Raw genomic sequence first — 19,451 nt, 5'->3', positions numbered from 1 at the left:
TCGGGCGAGGGTCATCGGCGTTCCCATTCGGCCACCGGACCCCGGACCTGCCGAAAGCACGGATGCGGACGGGGTACGGTGACGCCGGCGTGCTCCTCGGCGACCTGCGGGGAGCGCTGCCGCAGTTTGGCCAGCAGGTGCTCCCACTCGTACCCGAGCTGGCCGTCGGTGACCTCGATCGCCACCGCCGGCGGATCGGTGGGGGTGAGGATCCGGGAACGGCCGTAGCGGTAACCGCGCCGATCGGCCTCGTCCGCGATGCCGACCAGGAAACCGCCGATGCTCGCCGACGGATCGGTTGCGGCACGGAAGCGGGCCAGTTGCGGATGCGAGCGGTATCCCTTGGTCCGCCCGGCCAGCACCGCCTGGGCCAGCAGGGCTTCCCGCCAGCCGGCGGTGAGGCCTTGGCGGTCCAGATAGCCGGGGTGCAGACTCCACAATCGCATCGCTGCATTCTGCCCGATCCTCACCCATTCTCCCTGCCCGGCCGTCGACCCGGATCTGCGAGTGGTTAGCATCGGAGTCCACCCGGATCACGGGCGTTCATGATCATCGGAGGGTACGTGGACTGGTTGATCCTGATCGTCTCCGGCATGTTGGAAGCCGTCTGGGCCACTGCCCTGGGCGCCTCCAACGGCTTGCGCCGCAAACTGCCCACAGCGATCTTCGTGATCGCCGTGGTGATCAGCATGGCCGGATTGTCCTGGGCCATGATCACCATCCCGACCGGTACTGCCTATGCGGTCTGGGTCGGCATCGGGGCGAGCCTGACCGTGCTCTGGGGATTCGTCAGTGGCCAGGAACGGCCGACGATCGCGCGCTCGCTGCTGCTGGTCGTCCTGGTCGGTTCGGTGATCGGCTTGAAGGTGGTCAGCTGATGCCGTGGTTGATCCTGCTGGTGAGTGCGGTCCTGGAGGCTGTCTGGGCGACGGCGCTGGGGATGTCGGAGGGATTCACCCGTCCGCTGCCCACCGCCGTCTTCGCCGTCGCGGTGGTGGCGAGCATGATCGGTCTGGGGCAGGCGGTTCGGACGATCCCGATCGGTACCGGTTATGCCGTCTGGGTCGGAGTGGGCGCAGCGTTGACCGTGACCTGGGCGATGCTGACCGGGGCCGAGGCCGTGTCGGCACCCAAGATCATCTTCCTGTTGGGGATCGTCGGCGCGGTGATCGGGCTGAAGCTGGTGGGCGGTACGAAGGACTCAGCCGCCGAAGCGGGCGACGACCTGCGGTAGCACCAGCAACAACAGCGCCGACCAGACCACGTGGCAGAGCACCGGGGCGATCAGCGACCTCGTCCAGGCGCGCAGGATGCCGGTGCCGGCCCCCAGGAACACAGCGGCCATCACCAGCGAGATCGAGCCGGTGCCCGCGGTGATCACCACGTAGACGAGAGTGGACCAGACGATCGGGCGGCGGTCGAACCAGGCGAAGACCCCGCCGCGGAAGGCGAACTCCTCAGTCGCGCCGACCGCCAGGGCGGTGACGGCGACCGGCAGGATCGAGGACTGCACCGGGGAGATCACCTCGGCGATCGACGGCCCGATCACCGGCACGTCACCGAACAGCAGTGCCCCGACCGCACAGGCCGCTGCCAGCGCCGCACCCGCCCCGAGCCCGAGCAGCACCCTGCGTACCACCGAGAACCGGGGCGGCTCCGCTGCTGCTGCCGCGGCACGGTCGACCCACCACACCGCCAGCCAGGACAGCCCGAGCCCGACCGACAACAGGTAGAACCAGATGCTGTCGTAGTCGAACCTGAAGGTGCCGGCCAGGAACGCCGCACCCAGCAGCAGGACCCCGATCCGCAACACCCAGTGGCGTGCGCCCACCGGCGCGGACTTGTTCACGGTGTCGCTGATGGATCCTCCCGGGATCGGCTTCGGCTCGGACTGGCAGGGGGTGGGAGTACGGTGTCGAAGAACAGACACTCTCCGTGACCCGGAGACTACCCAATCGGTCGGATTCAGTCGGGTGAGGGAGACAGCCAGTGCAAGCATTCGTCAGCGGTGCCAGCGGTTATGTGGGATCCCGGTTGATCCCTTCGCTGCTCGGCGCGGGCCATTCGGTCGTGGCCGGGTTCCGGGATCCGGCGAAGGCGAGCGGGTACGCCTGGGCCGACCAGGTGGAGGTACGGCCGTTCGACCTGCAGGACGCTGATTCCGCGCGCGCCGCCCTCACCGGCTGCGAGGTTGGCTACTTCCTGGTGCACTCGATGACCTCCTCGGGATATGTCGATCGGGAAGCCGAGGCGGCCCGCAACTTCGCCGCCGCCTGTGAGGCGGCCGGTTGCCGGTCGATGGTCTACCTGTCCGGGATCGTGCCGGAGGGGGAACTGTCCGATCACCTGACGTCGCGGTTGCAGGTGGAGGAGATCCTCACCGAGGAGTCCCCGGTGCCGGTGATGGTGTTCCGGGCAGCGGTGGTGCTCGGCGCCGGATCGACCTCCTTCGAACTGATCCGACGGCTCGTGCAGCGGATGCCGGTGCTGCCCGCGCCGCAGTGGCTGGACCACCGGGTGCAGCCGGTGGCGGCTGCCGATGTGGTGCGGGTGCTCATCGAGGCCGGCGAGTCCACGCCGTGGAACGGCCATCGCGATCTGGTCGGGCCGACCGTGCTCAGTTATCCGGAGCTGATCTCGCTGTTCGCCGAGGAGCTCGGACTGTCCCGGACCAGCCTGCCGCTGCCCGATCTGTCCTATGACGTGGCCGGTCCGGTGATGGCGAAGATCACCGGGATGCCGGAGAACACGGTCACCGAATTGGTGAAGAGCATGGGCCACGACATGGTCGGCGACCCGGAGAACTCGGTCGTCGGGCGGATCGGTGCCCGAGAGGCGGTGCGCCGGGCCGTCACCGGGGCGCCGACCGGGACTGCCGCCGACGGCGATCGGCAGACCGCGGCCGGGTCCGATCCCGACTGGGTCGGGGATGCTTCGGTGATCGACGAGCCGGGTCTGCGCTCGACCCTGGGGCACTGGCGCAAGTTGCTGCAGGGAGCCCCGGCGGAGTTGCAGGAGCGGTTGCGCCGGGCGCTGGGCTGACCCCTGCCGGGAGCCAGCGGCAACACCCGGGCGGCGCTCCCCGGCATTCGGGGTCGTCATTCGGCCACTGCTGCCGTATGTGGCAGCAATGGCCGAATATGAACCGCAAATGCCCGCAAAGGGCATCACCGGGACCGGCCCAGGATCAGGGCACCCGGTGGGTCCACTCCTTCGTGCCGAACTTGGTCTCCACCAGATCGGCGGCTGTGGCCAGCTCGGCATCGGTGTAGGCGGACTCGTTGATGGCATACAGGCCGCGGAAGGTGTCGGCGAAGGAGTCGAGGATCGCCTGGCGATCCATACCGGTCTGCGAACGCATCGGATCGACCCGCTTGTTGGCGCTCTTGGTGCCCTTGTCGCTCATCTTCTCCCGACCGATCCGCAGCACCTCCAGCATCTTGTCGGCGTCGATGTCGTAGGCCATGGTCACGTGATGCAGCACCACACCGGGGTAACGCTTCTGCGCCGCGCCGGCGATCTTGCCGACATCGGACGCGATGTCGTTCAGCGGCACGTAGCGGGCATTCACCCCGACCCGGGCGAGGGCCTCGATCACCCAGGAGTCGAGGAAGGCGTAGGCACGCTCGAAGCTGAGGCCCTCCACCAAGGAGGTCGGGACGGTCAACGAGTAGGTGATGCAGTTGCCCGGCTCCATGAACATCGCCCCGCCACCGGAGATCCGTCGGACCACGTCGATCCCGTGCCGGGCCGCGCCCTCGGGGTCGATCTCGTTGCGATAGCTCTGGAAGGAGCCGATCACCACCAGCGGCGAATCCCAGTCCCAGAACCGCAGGGTCGGTCCGCGGGTGCCGGCGGCGACCTCCTTGGCGATCACCTCGTCCAGGGCGACATGCATCACCGGCGGCAGCACCGTGGCCGGGATCAGGTCGAAGGTGTGGTCGGACCAGCTGGTGGCGTGACCGAGGGCTCGGCGTACCGCGATCGCCACGGCATCGGCGTTGAAGCCGATCATGGAGACACCGTCGTCCAGGGCGCCGTTGATCGCCTGGGCGAGTTGGTCGACCCCGGCATCGACACTCATCCCGGTCAGCGCACCGTCGATGTCCTCCAAGGCGGTGTCGGGCTCGAGGAAGAAGTCCCCGGACAAGCTCACCCGAGACATTCGTCGGTCGACGGTCTCCACATCGACTGCGACCAATTTGCCGCCGGGGACCTTGTATTCACCACGCAATGTCGTCACGGTGTCGTCAACATCGCCGCCGGCCGATCTGTTCCGCCGGATTCCGGGCCGCCGACTCCCGGCTCAGCCGATGCTCGCCCGCAGGGAGGCATCGAGGATGTCCAGCCCCTGGTGCAACTCGTCCTCGCTGATGGTCAATGGCGGCGCGATCCGGAAGATCGCCCCCATCCCCGGCAGTTGCACGATGTTCATGTGCAGTCCGCGTTCCAGACAGGCCGCGGTGACCGTTGCCCCCAGCGCCTCGGCAGGCTCCTTGGTCTGCTTGTCGGCGACCAGCTCGATCCCCTGCAGCAGGCCGCGCCCGCGCACGTCGCCGACCACCTCGAACTCCGACTGCAGTTCACCGAGCCGGTCTCCCAGCTGCTCGCCGAGTTTGCCGGCGCGTTCGACCAGGCCGTCGCGCTCGACCACGTCCAGCACGGTGTTCGCCACGGCCGCTGCCAGCGGATCGGAGGCATGGGTGGTGTAGAAGAGGAAACCGCGGTCGTGGCAGAGCTGTTCGATCTCCGGGCTGGTGATCACCGCCGCCACCGGCAGGCCGGCTCCGAGGGTCTTGGACAGGGTGAGGATGTCGGGGGCGACCCCGTCGCGTTCGAAGGCATACATCGTGCCGGTACGGCCGACTCCGGTCTGCGCCTCGTCCAAGATCAACAACATTCCTCGTTGATCACAGAGTTCACGCAGTCGGGCGAGGTAGCCGATCGGCAGCTCGACGATGCCACCGGAGGACAGGATCGGCTCCACCAGACAGGCGGCGAGTGCCCCGGTGGACTGGGCATCGACGGAGGCGAAGCCGTACTCCAGCTCGGTCTGCCAGTCGTGCGTGCCGTCGGGGTGGCGGAACGGTGATCGGTAGGCATTGGGCGTCGGCAGGGTGAGGTTGCCCGGCAGCACCGGGCCGTACCCGCGCCTGCCCGCGGAGAAGGTCGCTGCCGCGGCACCGGAGGTCATACCGTGCCAGGACCGGTCGAAGGAGACGATCTCGTACCCACCGGTGTAAAGCTTCGCCAGTTTGATCGCCGCTTCGTTCGCCTCGGCACCGGTGCTCAGCAGGACCATCTTCGACAGCGGCTCGGGCAGCGAGTCGGCCAGTCGTTCGGCGAGTTCGATCACCGCCGGGCTGAGCATCCCGCTGAAGAGATGATCAAGTGTGGCGATGGACGAGGACACGGTGGCGACGATGTCAGGATGGGAGTGACCGAGCACCGCACTCATCTGGCCGGAGGTGAAGTCGAGGATCGCCCTGCCCTCGGAATCGTGGACGTACGATCCGGCGGCACTCTCGATCAGCCGCGGGCTGAAGGCGGGGATGTAGCGGACGAGATGCTTGCGCATCGCCGCTGTGGGGTCGTCCATCAGATCTCCTGTGGTCGGGGTGATCCTGCCTCATCACCCTAGATCCGGTTGGCCGATGCCGGCAGGTGTTCGGGAGAGCCAAATCCGCGCGAGCTGCGGAACCGTCCGCCTCTGTGGTCGCGTCGTGTGGCAGGGGGTGCTAGAGCAGCAGTTTGATCTTCAGGAGCGGTCCGGCCCAGACCACGACCGGCCCCGCCGGAACGATGGAACCATCGCCGCGACCAGAAGGACGGGCCAGCACACACGAGGCACATGCCGAGATGGAGACGTGAATGCGATGGTGCGGAACACCAGCGTTTCCGGTGGTGGAGCTAAGGGGATTCGAACCCCTGACCTTCTCATTGCGAACGATATCTGACCTGTCCAATCTGCCGGTGCACCGCATGGACGCCGTGATCAACGTGCACTACGGGCGATGAGATTGGATCTGGGGGCACGCCGGGGGAACATGCATGGTTGTACCGCAAGCTCGCGGACTGGCCGGTGACGGAAGGTCCGTCGATAGGGGCGCGCGCCCACCTCAGGGCCGGGAATTCGGTTACGAGACGACGACGCAGAGGTGAACGACCGGCAGAAACGATAGACAGCATCGCCCCGAGCTAGTTAAGTTGATGCCGTCGGCACCACAGCGTATGCGGTGATCGATCTCGGAAGAATCTGCCGACCGCCCTCCACGCAAGCCCCCCCGACGGGAGATTGTGCCATGAAGATGAGTCGCCGATCGAAGACCGTAGCAATCACATTCGCACTCACGGTAACCTGCGCCTTCATAGTGCCAGCGGCGGACCGGGCCGCGCACGCCGCCCCGCTCTGCGGCCCTCTGATCGAGTTCGAAAACATAGCTGACCTTCCGGCCGACTGCGACCCGACGGGCACACAGATCGAGTTTGAAAACGGTGTTGTTCTCGATGTTCCGACAGAGCCTGACCGGTTAGTCACCGTGAGCGCGCTAGGACGGACCCCGAGCGAGGGATACGAGCTCTCGGCCTATCTCGACGAGTCATTCAACCTCGCAGCAGCCGATGACGGGACGGTGCTGGGCAGCTCACCCTCCGCGGCCCGAACACTCTCAGACGAGCTGGCGAACGGGGGCGAGCAGGAGAGTGCTCCACGGCGAGCTAGCCCTAAATGCGCCACCAATGCACCGTACCTATTGAATCGAAAGTGGGCGGCAAAGCGTTACGACTGGTATTACAATAACTCGGGCGCGCCTGTTTCAGGTGGTCGGGAAGCGATGCAAAGAGCCGCAGCGTCAGTCTCGACGGGCCGAAGTTCTAGCTGTGGCAACCGCGACAGCGCATTGATCACTTCTAATCGAGGAACGACCAGCCGGTCGTCACAAGTGACTAGAGATGGCACATGCCCTGTTGTGGGCGACAATGTCAACGTAGTCGGCTGGGGCCCAATCGACAGTTCCGTTTTGGGCGTTGCATGTTCTTGGGCGGCCATAGCCCCTGGACTTCGACTCGAATCCGATATTAAGGTCAACTCGAATTACAAGAATTGGTATGTGTCAGGCTCGTCTTGCAGCGGGCAGAGATACGACCTCGAGTCTCTGGCCGTGCACGAGTTCGGTCATGCCGGAGGCCTTGGTCACGTCGGCGACGACGAATCCCAGATAATGAAGCCCTTCATAAACCAATGCAATTTGAGCCAGCGCAGTTTGGGCCGCGGTGATCAGAATGGACTCTTGAGGCACTATGGAAGTGCGTAGGAGGAGCAGGATCTCTCGGGTGATTCTGATCACCGTAATCGTGTTGGCCTTGTTAGTAGGCGTGGCAGCATTGTTTACACTTCGCCAAGTCGAGCACTGCGTCGATGCCCCGGCTGGCGGACCCGTTATCTCGGAGTGTCGAACCTACTGGACCTGGAGCGAGATATTTTGATTTCTGGCGAAGTAGGCGATTGAGCCAGGCCACGACCGGATCGATCTATTCCGGACCAACAAGCCTCAATAGTTGGATGTCGCCCATACCCTGATCCATTTGCGGTTAGAACCTGAAGGGCGCGGTGACCTGTGAGGATCGGCCCGCAGCGCGAAGCGGAGCGGAGCGCGAGGACCCGGACCGCAGCGGCTCGCCGAGCGCAGCGAGGCGACTTGATTGACTAGAGCTGGATTCGGCAGTTGGGTGCGGTCGGACGCCGCCGGTAGCGTAACTGTCGTGACTTCGGAAGACCACGACGAGCAGGCGGCTAAGCCCGTGGGCGAGTGGGCAACGTTCGGTGAACGGTCGCTGTATGAGAGTCCATGGGTACGCCTGACCAAGGTCGACGTCCAGCCGCCAGGTGGCGAACGATTTGAGCATCACGTGGTTCGGCTACAGCGCGTCGCGCTCGTAGCAATGCTGAACGCCGAGGATAAAGTGCTGCTTCTGTGGAAGCATCGGTTCGTCTCCAATGAATGGGGCTGGGAGCTTCCTGGTGGCATTGTCGATCCCGGTGAGGCTTCTGAGAAGGCGGCGACTCGTGAAGCGCGTGAGGAAACAGGCTGGGAGCCACAATCGGTCGAGCGTCTCCTCTCGTTCCAGCCAGCGATCGGCATGGTGGATAGCCCTCACGACCTCTTCGCAAGCCGTGACGCGGTTCACGTGACATCGGAGACTGACAGCGAGGAGACTGGCGTGTCTCGGTGGGTTCCGCTGGCCAGCATTCCCCAAATGGCCGCGCGAGGTGAAGTTCTGGGCTCTGGCTCGCTGGTTGCCCTGCTCTACTTGATTGCTCGCGTTAGGCGGCCACCAGATAGTTGAGCCGCCGCTGCTGTCGTCGGGATCCGCTCTCCTGGACGAGCTCCAGCGCAGTCCCCCGCTCTCGACGGGCATCAGACTTATGACCAAGCAGTGCATGGCACTCGGCCATGTCGGTATGCAGACTGCCCCGAGCACGGACGAAGTCGATCGGCATCGCTTCTGCCGCTTCTTCCAGCATGTCAATCGCGCTGCGCTCCCCGATCATGCTCAGTGAGTGCCCCGCCCACCGCTGTAGGTGGGCAGGACCAAGCGTGATGTATGGCAGCGCTGGGTCGGCCCGCTGACCGTCAGGCAAGACATCGAAAGCAGCGCGCACAGATTCTCGACATGTCCTGCCATCGCCGGCGGCAGCACCGGTCTCAGCGTTGGCGGCGAGCAGCCACGCCCAGAACAACGTGGATACCTTGCCTTCGGCCTGGGCTCGTGTGGCCTGCATGAGCTGATGCGCATCGTCAGGGTGATCAAGATCAATCAGCGCGACAGCCTGACCCGCCCGGGCGTGCGCGATCAGGTGAGCGTCCTCCGCATCGCGCGCGTATTGCTCGGCCCTGCGATATCGACTCAAAGCGGCTGCTGGTTGGCTGAGGTCAATGAGTTGCCAGGCAATCAAGGCCTCTGCGTCAGCGAGCAGCGCCGCCAGCCGGATTCGTACCGGTAACGGTCCGCCGGTGCCAAGGCTGCCTCGGAGGGCGGCTGCATAGATGTCGAGCTGCGGGTTGGTCATGTGCGCGAGTCCGTGACGATCCGATCGACGGATCGCACTGAGCACTTCGGCCTGCGCGTCGACCTGGACCAGCGTCATTGCCTGACCGATTGGCTCGCCCGTGTTGTGGCCATCGTCAAGGTCAATCCCTAGGGTCGCCCGGAGCAAACTGCGGTGGTGCTGCTTCGGTGCGACGTGTCCGTTTTCCCAGCGCGAAAGAGCGGTCGTCAGGGATCCCCGAGTCATCAGCGAGACGCCATTCGCTTGAGCTGCACGCTCAATTTCCGCGACAAGCCGTGACTGCGACCATCCGCGGCTTTCGCGTGCCGCTCGAATTTGGTTGTACGCCATCGTCAACTCCTGGTGCGTAGCGCCTCATCGGTTGCACAGCATGCTGCCTCATCGGACTGACATATCAAACCGTTTCGCAGGGTTAGCACTCCTGGCACGGTGCCTGCCACCTCCTGCCATCTTTCGCGCAACTCGCCCACGCCGTTCGCTAGATGCATCGGAAGTTCCGATGTGCAGCGAGTACCAGGAGGCACACGCCATGGGCGTTCAGGGTCCGTTTCAGGTCAGTTTTCAGCAGGTGTTCCCGCATGGTGCGGGGGTGGTTGGTGAGGTGTCGAAGCAGCGTGATTTCGACCGTTCATCGAAGGAACGTGAGGTGCAGCAAGTGGACGAGCGCACTGGCTTGCCGGTGTGGGTTGTCGATGTGATGGATTTCGATCCCGAAGCCCGCGAACGCACCCACCGGGTCAAGTTGCTGGCGGACGTGCAGCCGGTGCCGCCGGAAGCGATCCCGGGTGTTCCAGTGCGGCCGGTGGTGCTGAGTGAGTTGACGGTCACCCCGTATCTGAAGGATGTGGGGAATGGTCGGCAGCGGATCGCGTTCTCGCTGCGAGCCACCGGGATGGCCTCACCCAAGGGTGGACGTGCTGCTGGTGATTCGAAGGCGGCGTGATCATGCCGGCGATCAAGGTGCTGCGCTGGTGCGGGCTGGAAGTGTGGTGGTGGGTCTCGCGGCTGGTCCGGCTGCTGCTGCGGTACTGGCTGTGGTCGCTGCTCGCGGTGATCATCGTCTGTGTCGGCGAGATCCAGCAGAACCGGTGGCCGCTGATCGTCATCGTCACCTACCTCGCCCTGCTGGGGGTGTGGGCGCGGGTCTGGCCCGTGTCGTTCGACCGGCATGTGGCACTGCCGTCATTTCGGCGGCGAACGAAGCGGTGGGTCCGCAAGAGCTGGGGACCGGTCATGGATGCCTGCGGCCTCGCCCGCCGCACCCCCGGCGAGGAAACAGTGGCGGTGCCATCACGGCGGCGGCTGCGCTGGATCGACGGTCAGCTGTCGGTCGATCTGTTGTTGTTGATCGGCCAAACCGTCGAAGATGTCGAACACGCCGCCGACCGGTTACGGACCGCTGTCGGTGCCCGCCGGGTCCGGATCATCCCCGACGACACCTACACGACCTGCAGGATCGTGTGGTCCTTCGGTGACCCCTTGGGTGAACCGTTCCTCGCCACCATCCCCGACTACGGCCACGGTGCCGATTACGGCTCGGGTGGCGAGTTGGTGGCGGTGCCGGTCGGTCGGACGGAGGACAGCACGACGTGGTGGCTGCCGCTGATCTCGACTTTGGTCGCTGGGTGCACTGGCGCGGGTAAGGCATCGGTGATGTGGAGCACGATCTTGGCGCTCGCCCCGGCGGTCCGGTCCGGGCTGGTGGAGCTGCACGGGATCGATCTCAAAGGCGGCATGGAACTCACCATGGGCCGACGCTTGTTCACCCGCACCGCCACCACACCTGTTGAGGCCGTTCAGTTGCTGGAGGATGCCGTGCAACGGCTGGAGGAGCGCACGCACGCCTTGGCTGGTCGGGTGCGGGATCACCGGCCGACGATCGCGGAGCCGCTGGTGCTGATCGTGGTCGACGAACTTGCCTCGCTGGTGGCCTATTCGGCGGATCGGGATCTGGTGAAGCGGGCGGAGGCGGCGTTGTCGCGGCTGCTGAGCGCAGGCCGGGCACCGAAGTTCCTGGTGCTCGCGTTCTTGCAGGACCCGCGCAAAGAGATAGTGAAGATGCGGCACCTGTTCCCCCAGTCGTTGGGGCTGCGGCTGCGGGACCGGGAAGAGGTCGCGATGGTCCTCGGCGACGGAGCAGTCCAGGCCGGGGCGACCTGTCACAAGATCCCCCATCTGCCCACCCGCCACGAGCCAGGATCCGGGCACCGGGGACAGCACGCCCGGCTCACGCAGCTCGCGCCGTCGGCGGTCGCGGCGTCCGGATGAGGAGGGCTGAGTCCGATGGGTGCGCCGGTGCGGCTGCGGGAGGTGTTGAACGACACCATGCGCGAACTCGCGATCAAGGAACGCGTCTGTGTGCGGCCGATGATGCGCCGCGTCCTCGACCGCGACACCGGCAGCGACACCGTCGTCGCGCTCCCCTGCGGAGCCACCCGCGCATCCGCCTGCCCCTCCTGCGCCCACAAAGCACGCGTGCTCCGCATGCAGCAATGCGCCGAAGGCTGGCACCGCACCGACGAACCCGACACCCACGACAACCCGGACGCTCCAGACGGTCCGGGCGACCAAGATCACCACGACAACGACGACCGAGCGGACGCCGACAGCCGACTATCTGGTCCAGATGATACGAGCCCGGTCGACGACGCCACACCTGGCCTGGTCGGGGCCGTTGCGGGCGGTCGTCGGCAACGGTCGACGCGTCGTCGGCAGGATGCGGGAAGTTTGCCGCGTGTCCCGGTCGAGGACCGCACGATCGGCACCGTCTATCGGACGCCGGAGGGTCGGGAGTTCCGGCCGTCGATGTTCCTCACCCTCACCCTGCCCTCCTACGGTCCAGTTCGTGACGGTGCCCCGACCGACCCGGCCAGCTATGACTACCAGCGGCAAGCCAGGGACACGGTGCACTTCGCGAAGCTCGTCGACCGATTCATCCAACAGCTCCGCCGGACCTGTGGGTTCAAGCTCCAATACTTCGCCACCGTCGAACCGCAAGCCCGGCTCGCGCCGCACCTACACATGGCGATCCGGGGCACCATCCCCCACCAGATCATCCGCCAAGCACTCGCAGCCGTCTATCACCAGGTGTGGTGGCCGCAACACGACCAGCCGGTCTATCTGGACGAGCTGCCGGTGTGGACCGGTGCCGGATACGCCGACCCGACCACCGGTGAACTCCTCCCCACCTGGGATGAGGCGACCGAGGATCTGGATCGGCCAGCGCATCTGCTCCGCTTCGGGACCCAGCACGATTCACGCGGGATCATCGCCCCCTCCCCCGAAGCTGACCGGACCGTCCGCTATCTGACGAAGTACCTCACCAAAGCCGTCTCCGACCCGCTCGGCGGTGACGACGCCGACGATCATCCCCGGCGGCTCGCGCACATCGCCCGGATGGAAGCCGAACTGCGGTTCCTGCCCTGCTCGCCTGGGTGTTGGAACTGGCTGCGCTACGGCGTCCAGCCCGACCACGCTGCTCGCGGGATGGAACCGGGCCGGTGCCCGAAGAAGGCGCACGATCGTGACCACCTCGGCCTCGGCGGCCGCCGCGTCCTGGTCTCCCGCAAATGGTCCGGCAAGACCCTCGCCCGGCATCGCGCCGATCGTGCCAGCGTGGTCCGCGAAGCCCTGCACGCCGCCGGATACCTCGACCCCGACATCGAATCCATGGCCGCCGACGTCACCAGCACCGACGGCCACCCCCGCTACATCTGGACCGACACCGACGTCCCCGCCGACACCTACGCCCGCGTCATCAGCGACCTGATCGTCCAACGACGCTCCTGGCGTGATCAGTACGACGCCGCGAAACAGGCTGTGGAAACCCGTTCGGCAACCGGCCCCGACCCGTGAACGCGACCGTGATCCGGCTTCCCCGGATAGCTGCCATCCCTTCGGTCACCGGGTGGCGGGTCCAGGGTGAGCAACGCGAATCACGCAGTGACACCGCAGGTGCCCTTGACGCGCCACCCGGTGACTGAACCCCATTCAAGATCAAATCCGGGGAAGCCGTTCCCCGACTGACACGAGGAGATTGTCATGAGTGCATTGTTGTCCAGTGATCTTCCGGTGCTGATGACCAGCGCGGAGGTGGCCAAGGTGTTGAAGGTCGACCGGTCGACACTGAGTCGTTGGCGCACCGCCGGGCAGGGGCCTCGGGTGACGTGGTTGTCCCCGTCGGTGCCTCGGTATCAGCGTGACGATGTCTTGTCCTGGCTGCATGATCAAGTGGCATGACCATCCGCAAGGAGCCATCCGGACGATTCCGGGCGGTGCTCAAGTCCGGCCGCACCTATGTCGCGGGGAGGACGTTCGATACCAAGCGTGAAGCGACAGCATGGCTGAACCGTGAGCGGGCGGCGCTGTCCGGAGGTGTCGATCCTCGTGCTGGTCGGGAGACGGTGGCAAAGCTGCTGCCGATCTGGCTGGAGGAGCGCAAGGACTCGGTGTCGGCCAAGACGTATGTGGCCGATCGGGCGTTGCCGCGTCTGGTGCCGACGAACCTGGCGGCACTGTCGATCGGCTCCGTCACCGACCGCGAGGTGACGCGTACTTTGATCCATCTGACCCGCCGGGGTCTGGCGGAGTCATCGGTGCGGCGATTCCGTGCGTCGTTGTCGACCTTCTTCGCCTGGGCGGTGCGGGAGCGGCTGATCCTGCTGAATCCGGTGACGCCGACACGCGTCCCGAAGGCGGCCAGCCCGAAGGTCGAGATGTATCCGTTCAATGAGGCCGAGTTGGATGCCTTCGTCGCTCGGGCGGCTGAGCGGGATCATCGCCTGGCCGAGGTGATGCTGATCGCTGGGTGGACCGGTCTGCGGTGGTCGGAGCTGCGCGCGGTCCGCGTACGGGATCTGGTTGAGGTTCCGATGCCGATGCTGGTGGTGGAGCGCGCCGAGCCCGAAGGTGTCGCGGCGAAGGCTTCGAAATCGGGCAAGGGTCGGCGAGTGCCGCTGGCCGGAAAGGTGCTGCCGCTGGTCCGGTCGATGGCTGCCGATCGTGCTCCTGATGAGCCGCTGTTCACGACCGTGACCGGGCACCGGTTGCATGCGACGGCGGTGAAGCGGACGCTGAACTGGTCATCGACGGCTGGCGGTCGACGGATTCACGATCTGCGGCACACGGCCGCCTGCTTGTGGCTGGCTCGCGGGGTCGATCCGGTGACCGTGCAGGCGTGGATGGGGCACGCGTCGATCGCGACGACGAACATCTATCTGCACCATCTGGGAACGGGTGCGGATCGAGCGGGTCTGGCACGGCTGAATGGTCCGGGGCACGCCGGGGGCACACGTGAACGACATGACGAGGTGGAGAACTGACTTCGCGGGTGTGGAAACCCCACTGTTTCCGGTGGTGGAGCTAAGGGGATTCGAACCCCTGACCTTCTCATTGCGAACGAGACGCGCTACCAACTGCGCCATAGCCCCAGGCAAGGGCCGACTATACCACCGGAACTGCTCCGGGCGGCAATCCGTCGGCCGCGGACTCAGCCGAACAGACCGCGCTTCTTGGTCCAGCCGTGGACCTCGAGGAACGCGAACAGCGGCTCTTTCATCCGCTTCGTGTCCCAGGTCGTCACCTTCGGGCCGTCGCCGCCACCGAAGGAGACACTGAATCCCTTGCTGGCCGATTTTCCCGACGACATCGAGGTGCCCCAGCTGAGCCCACCACCGCCGGCCGACCAGCCGGAGGTGTTCTCATGGTCCTTGGACTTCCAGGTCCCCTTCGCCTCGTCGAAGCTGACGACCACCGCGAACTCGGTGTTCAGCTCACCGACCTCACCCGGGTGCAACTGATTGGCCTTGCCGATGTCCCAGCGGGCGACGATCGTTTCCCCGTCGACGGTGTAGCTGAACGGTTCGGAAGGGTCGTTCAATGCGGGCACTTCGGCGAGCAACTGCGGCAGTGGAGTTGGCCTGTCCGCAGACTAGTGCGTACCGGGTTCACCCAGGCCTACCGGGCTCGAGACACCACTCCCCCTGTCCAGCAGCTGGACACCGGGTTCCCCTTACCGACGTTTTTAGCATTAAGTCACTAGACATTGTGTTGTACGCATCAGGACCGGATCTCGAACCATGACCACCATCGCCACCAGCATCACCGATCTGATCGGCCACACCCCGCTGCTCGAACTGCAGAAGTACTCCACCAACCGCGGCCTGAGGGCACGACTGCTCGCGAAGCTCGAATACCTCAACCCACTCGGCAGCGTGAAGGACCGGGCCGCCTGGTCGATCATCCGCCAGGCCGAGGAATCGGGCGCCCTGCAGCCCGGCGGGACGATCGTCGACGTCACCAGCGGCAACACCGGGGATCTCCCTGGCCGCGATCGCCGCCCGCCACGGTTACCGCACGAAGTTCTACCTCAGCGACAACATCAGCCCGGACAAGATCACCTTGCTGCAGGCCTTCGGTGCCGAAGTGGTGACCGTGCCCAATGTGAACTTCGCCGACCCGGATTGGCGAGCTGATCGGTGAAGTAGGCGTCGGGATTCTCGACCAGGGTGGCCAGGAAGGGCCGAGGTGATCGCCCTGGAGACCGCCGACGCCCGGACCGCCGCCCAGGCCCTGGCAGCCGAGGAGGGCCTGCTCATCGGCACCTCCGCCGGCGCCATCACCTGGGTCGCCACCCAGTTGGCCCAGCGTCCGGAGAATGCCGGGAAGACCATCGTCGCCGTCCTACCCGACAGCGGTGAGCGCTATCTGGCGGCGGGTACGTTCGCAACGGCGAGTGCACAGACCGACGGGCGCGTACCGCAGCCGGCCTGAGCCGCTACCGGGGTCGGCCACCCTGCTGGCCGGCCCCCGGTGCCTGTCGGATTTATCGATGGGAACGTGTCGGTCCCCTTGGTTACGCTGAGTCACGGACCGACACGGCAGGCGTGCGGAGCCGCAGACCTGCTCAGGAGTCCGGATGACCGACGGCACCGCCACCCCACGGCCACAGGGCCCGGTCGGCGCGACCATGCGCAGTTTCCACCAAGTGCTGGTGAACACCGCAGTCGCCAACATCACCTCCAGTTATCTGTGGTGGGGCCTGACCTTCTGGGCCTATCTGGAGACCCGCTCGGTGCTGGCCACGTCGATCATCGGCGGCTCCTACATGCTGCTGATCGCCGTCTTCGGGATGATCTTCGGCGGTCTGGTCGACCGGATGCGGAAGAAGGCGGTGATGGTGCTGTCCAGCAGCATCACCGTGAGTGCGTACCTGCTGGCCGGCCTGCTCTACCTGATCTTCGACGTCACCACGCTGGTCGACTGGAGCCGACCCTGGTTCTGGCTGTTCGCCGGTGTCATCCTGATCGGTGGCGTGGTGGAGCACCTGCGGAACATCGCGCTGTCGACGACCGTCACCCTGCTCGTCCCGGCCGACCGCCGCGACCGGGCCAATGGTCTGGTCGGTACGGTCCAAGGCCTCGCCTTCATGGTCACCAGCGTCTTCTCCGGACTGTCGATCGGCCTGCTCGGCATGGGCTGGACGGTGGTCATCGCCACCGCCGCGACCGGGCTGGCGCTGGCGCACCTGCTGACCATCGCCATCCCCGAGGAGCGGATCGTCAGCACTGCCGAGGCCGGCGCGGAGGCACCGAAGTTCCTCGGTCTGCGGGAGATGCTGCCGGCGGTCCTGGTGGTGCCCGGACTGCTCGCACTGATCCTGTTCTCCACCTTCAACAACCTCGTCGGCGGTGTCTTCCTGGCACTCATGGATCCCTACGGGCTGACCCTGTTCAGCGTCGAGGCGTGGGGTGTCGTGCTCGGTGTCACCAGCACCGGTTTCATCATCGGCGGCATGCTGGTGGCGAAGTTCGGTCTGGGCAAGAATCCGGTACGTACCATGCTGCTGGTCAACGTCGGCATCGCCCTGCTCGGGATGACCTTCGCCATCCGCGAGCTGTGGTGGCTCTATGCGCTGGGGATCTGGGTCTTCATGTGCCTGACGCCGATGGCCGAGGCGACGGAGCAGACGATCATCCAGCGGGTGGTGCCGTTCGCCAAACAGGGACGTGTGTTCGGCTTCGCCGCCAGTGTGGAAGCCGCCGCCGCGCCGGTGTCGTCGTTCCTGGTGGGCCCACTGGCGGAGTTCGTGCTGATCCCCTACATGGAGTCCCGCGAGGGCCGGCAGACCTTCGGTTGGCTGCTCGGTGACGGTGAAGCCCGCGGGATCGCACTGGCCTTCGTCGGAGCCAGCCTGGTGATGTTGCTGGCGGTCGTGGTGGCCTTCGTCTCCCGCCCGTACCGTCGGCTGTCCGCAGCCTATGCCGAGGCCGTACCGCCGCTGTCGGGCGACACCACGCAACCGGACGACGGGGTCGCCGGATCGGGCGGTGACGAGGTGTCGTCGGCAGATCCACCGGTCGCCCACGAGCCGGGTGCACAGGCCCAGCCGGCACAGGGCCAGACCGAGAAGGCGCAGGATCATCACGAACCGACGCGCGATCAGGCCGAGTTGAGGCGCGATCAGGACGAGCCGGCGCACGATCACGAGGAGCCGGCGCGCGATCACGACGAGCTGGACCACATCGGCGAGGCAGGACAGAGCATCCGCGACACGCTGCGCTGATCGGCACCGGGTCGGATCACACCGGTTCACCGCACCGGCCTCGTCGCCCGGACCAACCCCAGCTCCCTGTCGGTGATCCAGGCCAAACTACGGTGAGAGCACTGGCCGGTGGCACTGACACCTCATCACCCGCCTCGGTGCCGCCCGCCTCGGTGCCGCCCGCCTCGATGCCACCCGCCTCGATGCCACCCGCCTCGATGCCACCCGCCTCGGTGTCGCCCGTCGCGGCTGCCGTGTCGTCCGGGTGTCTCCGAGCGGTCGAGTGCGGTCGAGTTCGCTCCACGATCACTGGATGAATCATGACCATCTGCCCGCACTCGGTGTCTGGTCCCATGCCGACCTGATCGGTAGTGCGGGTCGCCCCGCGCTTCACCGTGCGATCGCCGAGAACAGATTGCTGCACATCGGACACGGTTGGTATGCCACCGGCACCGCCGACCCCGCAGTCCTCGGCGCTCTCCGACTGGGATGTCGGCTGGGGTGCCTGAGCGTGCTCCGCCTGCACGGGGTCTGGACACCACCGGACTCGTTCACCCATGTGTTCTTCCGCCGGAACCAGCCGCCGCGGTCGCCGGATCGACTCGATCATCGGCTGCAGAACTGGCCCGACCGCTCGCCGACGATGTCGCTGTGGCACAGCCTGGAGTCCGCGGTTCTGCGGCACGAAGCAGAGACCGCAGTGATCGTCCTCGAATCCGCTGTGGAGCAGAAGCTGATCACCCTCGCCGATGCCCGGACGATCGCCGCAATCGGACAGGTGAAGAAGCAGCGGATCCTGCGGCGGGTCCGCGCAGGTGCACAGTCGGGCACCGAGACCCGACTGCGGTTGTTCTTCGAACTCCGTGGGGTTCCGGTGAAGATCCAGGTGCCGATCCCCGATGTCGGACACGTGGATCTGCTGGTCGGCGATTCACTGGTCCTCGAGGCCGACAGCCGGGCCCACCACAGCCACAGCACGAGCTATGCCACTGATCGGCGCCGAGACCTCGAACTGCGACGGGCAGGCTTCAGCGTGATCCGGTTGACCTATCTCCAGGTTTTCGGGGACTGGGATCGGACCTCCGCCGCGTTGTCACAGATCCTGCGCAGCAGACGCCACCGATTTCGCTGACCTGCCGGTTGCCGAACCAGATACCCCTCCTGCCCCGGCCAGAAGACCCCCAGGCCCAGCAACCGGCCTCCCCGGTCAACCATCCCGGTCGCCTGCCACTGACCTGCCAACACGCCGACCCCGAACCCACCGACCCGAGGTCACCGACCCGGGCCCACCGACCACGTGCCCACCGACCACGTGCCCACCGACCACGTGCCCACCGACCACGAGGCCTCCAACCCCGAGACCTCCAACCCCGCCGACCGCGGCCCCGGTCACTTCTCGACCGATCACTGGCACAAACAGTCACTAATCGGCCACTGCTGCCATATACGGCAGCAATCGCCCTATGACGACCACAAATGTCGGATCAGCGCCCTGTTCACAGGCCCATCATCTGCCTTCGCACTTCTCACCTCGCCCGTCTCCGACTCTTCACGACCGGCGGACCTCGGCCACCGGTTCGGCGGTCGGCACCGGGGGCATGCTTGCTGACCCCTGACCCATCGACCGACCCATGCCGCTTCTCGACCGACCACTGGCACAAACAGTCGCTAATCGGCCACTGCTGCCATTTACGGCAGCAAAGGCCGAATACCGACCACAAATGCCCGGTCTCCGGCCGGTGGTTCACAGTCCCGGCTACCTCGGGCACGATCCGCAACCACCCCGCCAGGGACAGGCTCTGGTGATGTCCACCGCGGCGGGCCACCGTCGCAGTCCCG

The 19,451-nt window shown here is 66.0% G+C and carries 20 protein-coding genes and 1 tRNA gene; 14 read left to right on the top strand and 7 right to left on the bottom strand.

Going from position 1 to position 19,451, the window contains the following annotated elements; genetic code table 11:
* Positions 1-11 precede the first annotated feature (11 nt).
* The gene (locus CLV29_RS00355) at positions 12-446 is read right to left on the bottom strand and encodes a pyrimidine dimer DNA glycosylase/endonuclease V (protein WP_133753129.1); all 435 of its coding nucleotides are present in this window, start codon (positions 444-446) and stop codon (positions 12-14) included.
* Positions 447-545: 99 nt separating this feature from the next.
* On the opposite strand from CLV29_RS00355, the gene CLV29_RS00350 reads away from it, so the two are divergent.
* Together CLV29_RS00350 and CLV29_RS00345 are read left to right on the top strand one after the other, a co-directional pair.
* Positions 546-878, top strand: a complete 333-nt coding sequence (locus CLV29_RS00350) for a DMT family transporter (RefSeq protein ID WP_243831642.1) — start codon at positions 546-548, stop codon at positions 876-878.
* Positions 878-1,234 carry a DMT family transporter gene (locus CLV29_RS00345; RefSeq protein WP_133753128.1) on the top strand — a complete coding sequence of 119 codons (357 nt, stop codon included), beginning with the start codon at positions 878-880 and terminating at the stop codon, positions 1,232-1,234. Before CLV29_RS00350 ends, CLV29_RS00345 begins: the two co-directional genes overlap by 1 nt.
* Here the strand turns inward: CLV29_RS00345 and CLV29_RS00340 are convergent.
* Positions 1,202-1,849 (bottom strand): CPBP family intramembrane glutamic endopeptidase, encoded by a 648-nt coding sequence (locus CLV29_RS00340; protein ID WP_166649079.1) that lies wholly within the window; start codon positions 1,847-1,849, stop codon positions 1,202-1,204. The two genes, CLV29_RS00345 and CLV29_RS00340, sit on opposite strands and share 33 nt — an antisense overlap.
* Positions 1,850-1,989: 140 nt before the next feature.
* Between CLV29_RS00340 and CLV29_RS00335 the strand changes: the two genes are divergently transcribed.
* A complete protein-coding gene (locus CLV29_RS00335; protein WP_133753126.1) occupies positions 1,990-3,042 on the top strand; it encodes an NAD(P)H-binding protein in 1,053 nt (350 codons plus the stop codon).
* Between the two features lie 145 nt (positions 3,043-3,187).
* Here the strand turns inward: CLV29_RS00335 and lplAB are convergent, their stop codons facing one another.
* Positions 3,188-4,243: a lipoate-protein ligase LplAB gene (gene lplAB, locus CLV29_RS00330; protein WP_481819211.1), complete on the bottom strand. Its 1,056-nt coding sequence runs from the start codon at positions 4,241-4,243 to the stop codon at positions 3,188-3,190.
* A gap of 63 nt (positions 4,244-4,306) precedes the next feature.
* Complete coding sequence (locus CLV29_RS00325; protein ID WP_133753125.1) at positions 4,307-5,599, bottom strand: aspartate aminotransferase family protein; 1,293 nt, start codon at positions 5,597-5,599, stop codon at positions 4,307-4,309.
* A gap of 703 nt (positions 5,600-6,302) precedes the next feature.
* On the opposite strand from CLV29_RS00325, the gene CLV29_RS17135 reads away from it, so the two are divergent.
* Both CLV29_RS17135 and CLV29_RS00315 read left to right on the top strand, forming a co-directional pair.
* Complete coding sequence (locus tag CLV29_RS17135; protein ID WP_133753124.1) at positions 6,303-7,313, top strand: matrixin family metalloprotease; 1,011 nt, start codon at positions 6,303-6,305, stop codon at positions 7,311-7,313.
* 448 nt (positions 7,314-7,761) lie between these two features.
* The gene (locus tag CLV29_RS00315; protein ID WP_133753123.1) at positions 7,762-8,346 is read left to right on the top strand and encodes an NUDIX hydrolase; all 585 of its coding nucleotides are present in this window, start codon (positions 7,762-7,764) and stop codon (positions 8,344-8,346) included.
* Here the strand turns inward: CLV29_RS00315 and CLV29_RS00310 are convergent.
* Positions 8,324-9,400 (bottom strand): helix-turn-helix domain-containing protein, encoded by a 1,077-nt coding sequence (locus CLV29_RS00310; RefSeq protein WP_133753122.1) that lies wholly within the window; start codon positions 9,398-9,400, stop codon positions 8,324-8,326. The two genes, CLV29_RS00315 and CLV29_RS00310, sit on opposite strands and share 23 nt — an antisense overlap.
* A 199-nt stretch (positions 9,401-9,599) precedes the next feature.
* On the opposite strand from CLV29_RS00310, the gene CLV29_RS00305 reads away from it, so the two are divergent.
* The 5 genes from CLV29_RS00305 (at position 9,600) to CLV29_RS00285 (ending at position 14,391) form a co-directional block, all read left to right on the top strand.
* Entirely contained in the window at positions 9,600-10,013 is a 414-nt protein-coding gene (locus CLV29_RS00305) for a hypothetical protein (RefSeq protein WP_133753121.1), read from the top strand.
* A gap of 2 nt (positions 10,014-10,015) precedes the next feature.
* Positions 10,016-11,338, top strand: a complete 1,323-nt coding sequence (locus tag CLV29_RS00300) for an FtsK/SpoIIIE domain-containing protein (protein ID WP_133753120.1) — start codon at positions 10,016-10,018, stop codon at positions 11,336-11,338.
* Between the two features lie 15 nt (positions 11,339-11,353).
* Positions 11,354-12,925: a replication initiator gene (locus CLV29_RS00295; protein ID WP_133753119.1), complete on the top strand. Its 1,572-nt coding sequence runs from the start codon at positions 11,354-11,356 to the stop codon at positions 12,923-12,925.
* Between the two features lie 186 nt (positions 12,926-13,111).
* On the top strand, positions 13,112-13,309 hold the full coding sequence (locus CLV29_RS00290; RefSeq protein ID WP_133753118.1) for a helix-turn-helix transcriptional regulator: 198 nt from the start codon (positions 13,112-13,114) through the stop codon (positions 13,307-13,309).
* On the top strand, positions 13,306-14,391 hold the full coding sequence (locus CLV29_RS00285) for a tyrosine-type recombinase/integrase (RefSeq protein ID WP_133753117.1): 1,086 nt from the start codon (positions 13,306-13,308) through the stop codon (positions 14,389-14,391). Before CLV29_RS00290 ends, CLV29_RS00285 begins: the two co-directional genes overlap by 4 nt.
* Positions 14,392-14,423: 32 nt before the next feature.
* Here the strand turns inward: CLV29_RS00285 and CLV29_RS00280 are convergent.
* Positions 14,424-14,499, bottom strand: a tRNA-Ala gene (locus tag CLV29_RS00280).
* A gap of 59 nt (positions 14,500-14,558) precedes the next feature.
* Positions 14,559-14,969 (bottom strand): hypothetical protein, encoded by a 411-nt coding sequence (locus tag CLV29_RS00275; RefSeq protein WP_166649078.1) that lies wholly within the window; start codon positions 14,967-14,969, stop codon positions 14,559-14,561.
* Positions 14,970-15,147: 178 nt separating this feature from the next.
* Here CLV29_RS00275 and CLV29_RS16330 point away from each other — a divergent pair, with 178 nt between their 5' ends.
* From CLV29_RS16330 to CLV29_RS00255, 4 genes are all read left to right on the top strand, one after another.
* On the top strand, positions 15,148-15,543 hold the full coding sequence (locus tag CLV29_RS16330; RefSeq protein WP_208292689.1) for a pyridoxal-phosphate dependent enzyme: 396 nt from the start codon (positions 15,148-15,150) through the stop codon (positions 15,541-15,543).
* Between the two features lie 52 nt (positions 15,544-15,595).
* Positions 15,596-15,841 carry a hypothetical protein gene (locus tag CLV29_RS16325; protein WP_208292688.1) on the top strand — a complete coding sequence of 82 codons (246 nt, stop codon included), beginning with the start codon at positions 15,596-15,598 and terminating at the stop codon, positions 15,839-15,841.
* A 145-nt stretch (positions 15,842-15,986) separates the two neighbouring features.
* Positions 15,987-17,633, top strand: a complete 1,647-nt coding sequence (locus CLV29_RS00265; RefSeq protein WP_243831639.1) for an MFS transporter — start codon at positions 15,987-15,989, stop codon at positions 17,631-17,633.
* Between the two features lie 292 nt (positions 17,634-17,925).
* Positions 17,926-18,744 carry a DUF559 domain-containing protein gene (locus CLV29_RS00255; RefSeq protein WP_133753114.1) on the top strand — a complete coding sequence of 273 codons (819 nt, stop codon included), beginning with the start codon at positions 17,926-17,928 and terminating at the stop codon, positions 18,742-18,744.
* Positions 18,745-19,451: the final 707 nt, after the last annotated feature.

Source organism: Naumannella halotolerans, from assembly GCF_004364645.1.
GTDB lineage: Bacteria > Actinomycetota > Actinomycetes > Propionibacteriales > Propionibacteriaceae > Naumannella > Naumannella halotolerans.
The sequence above is the reverse complement of the archived record's forward strand: the minus strand, read 5'-3'. Positions and strand labels throughout refer to the sequence as shown.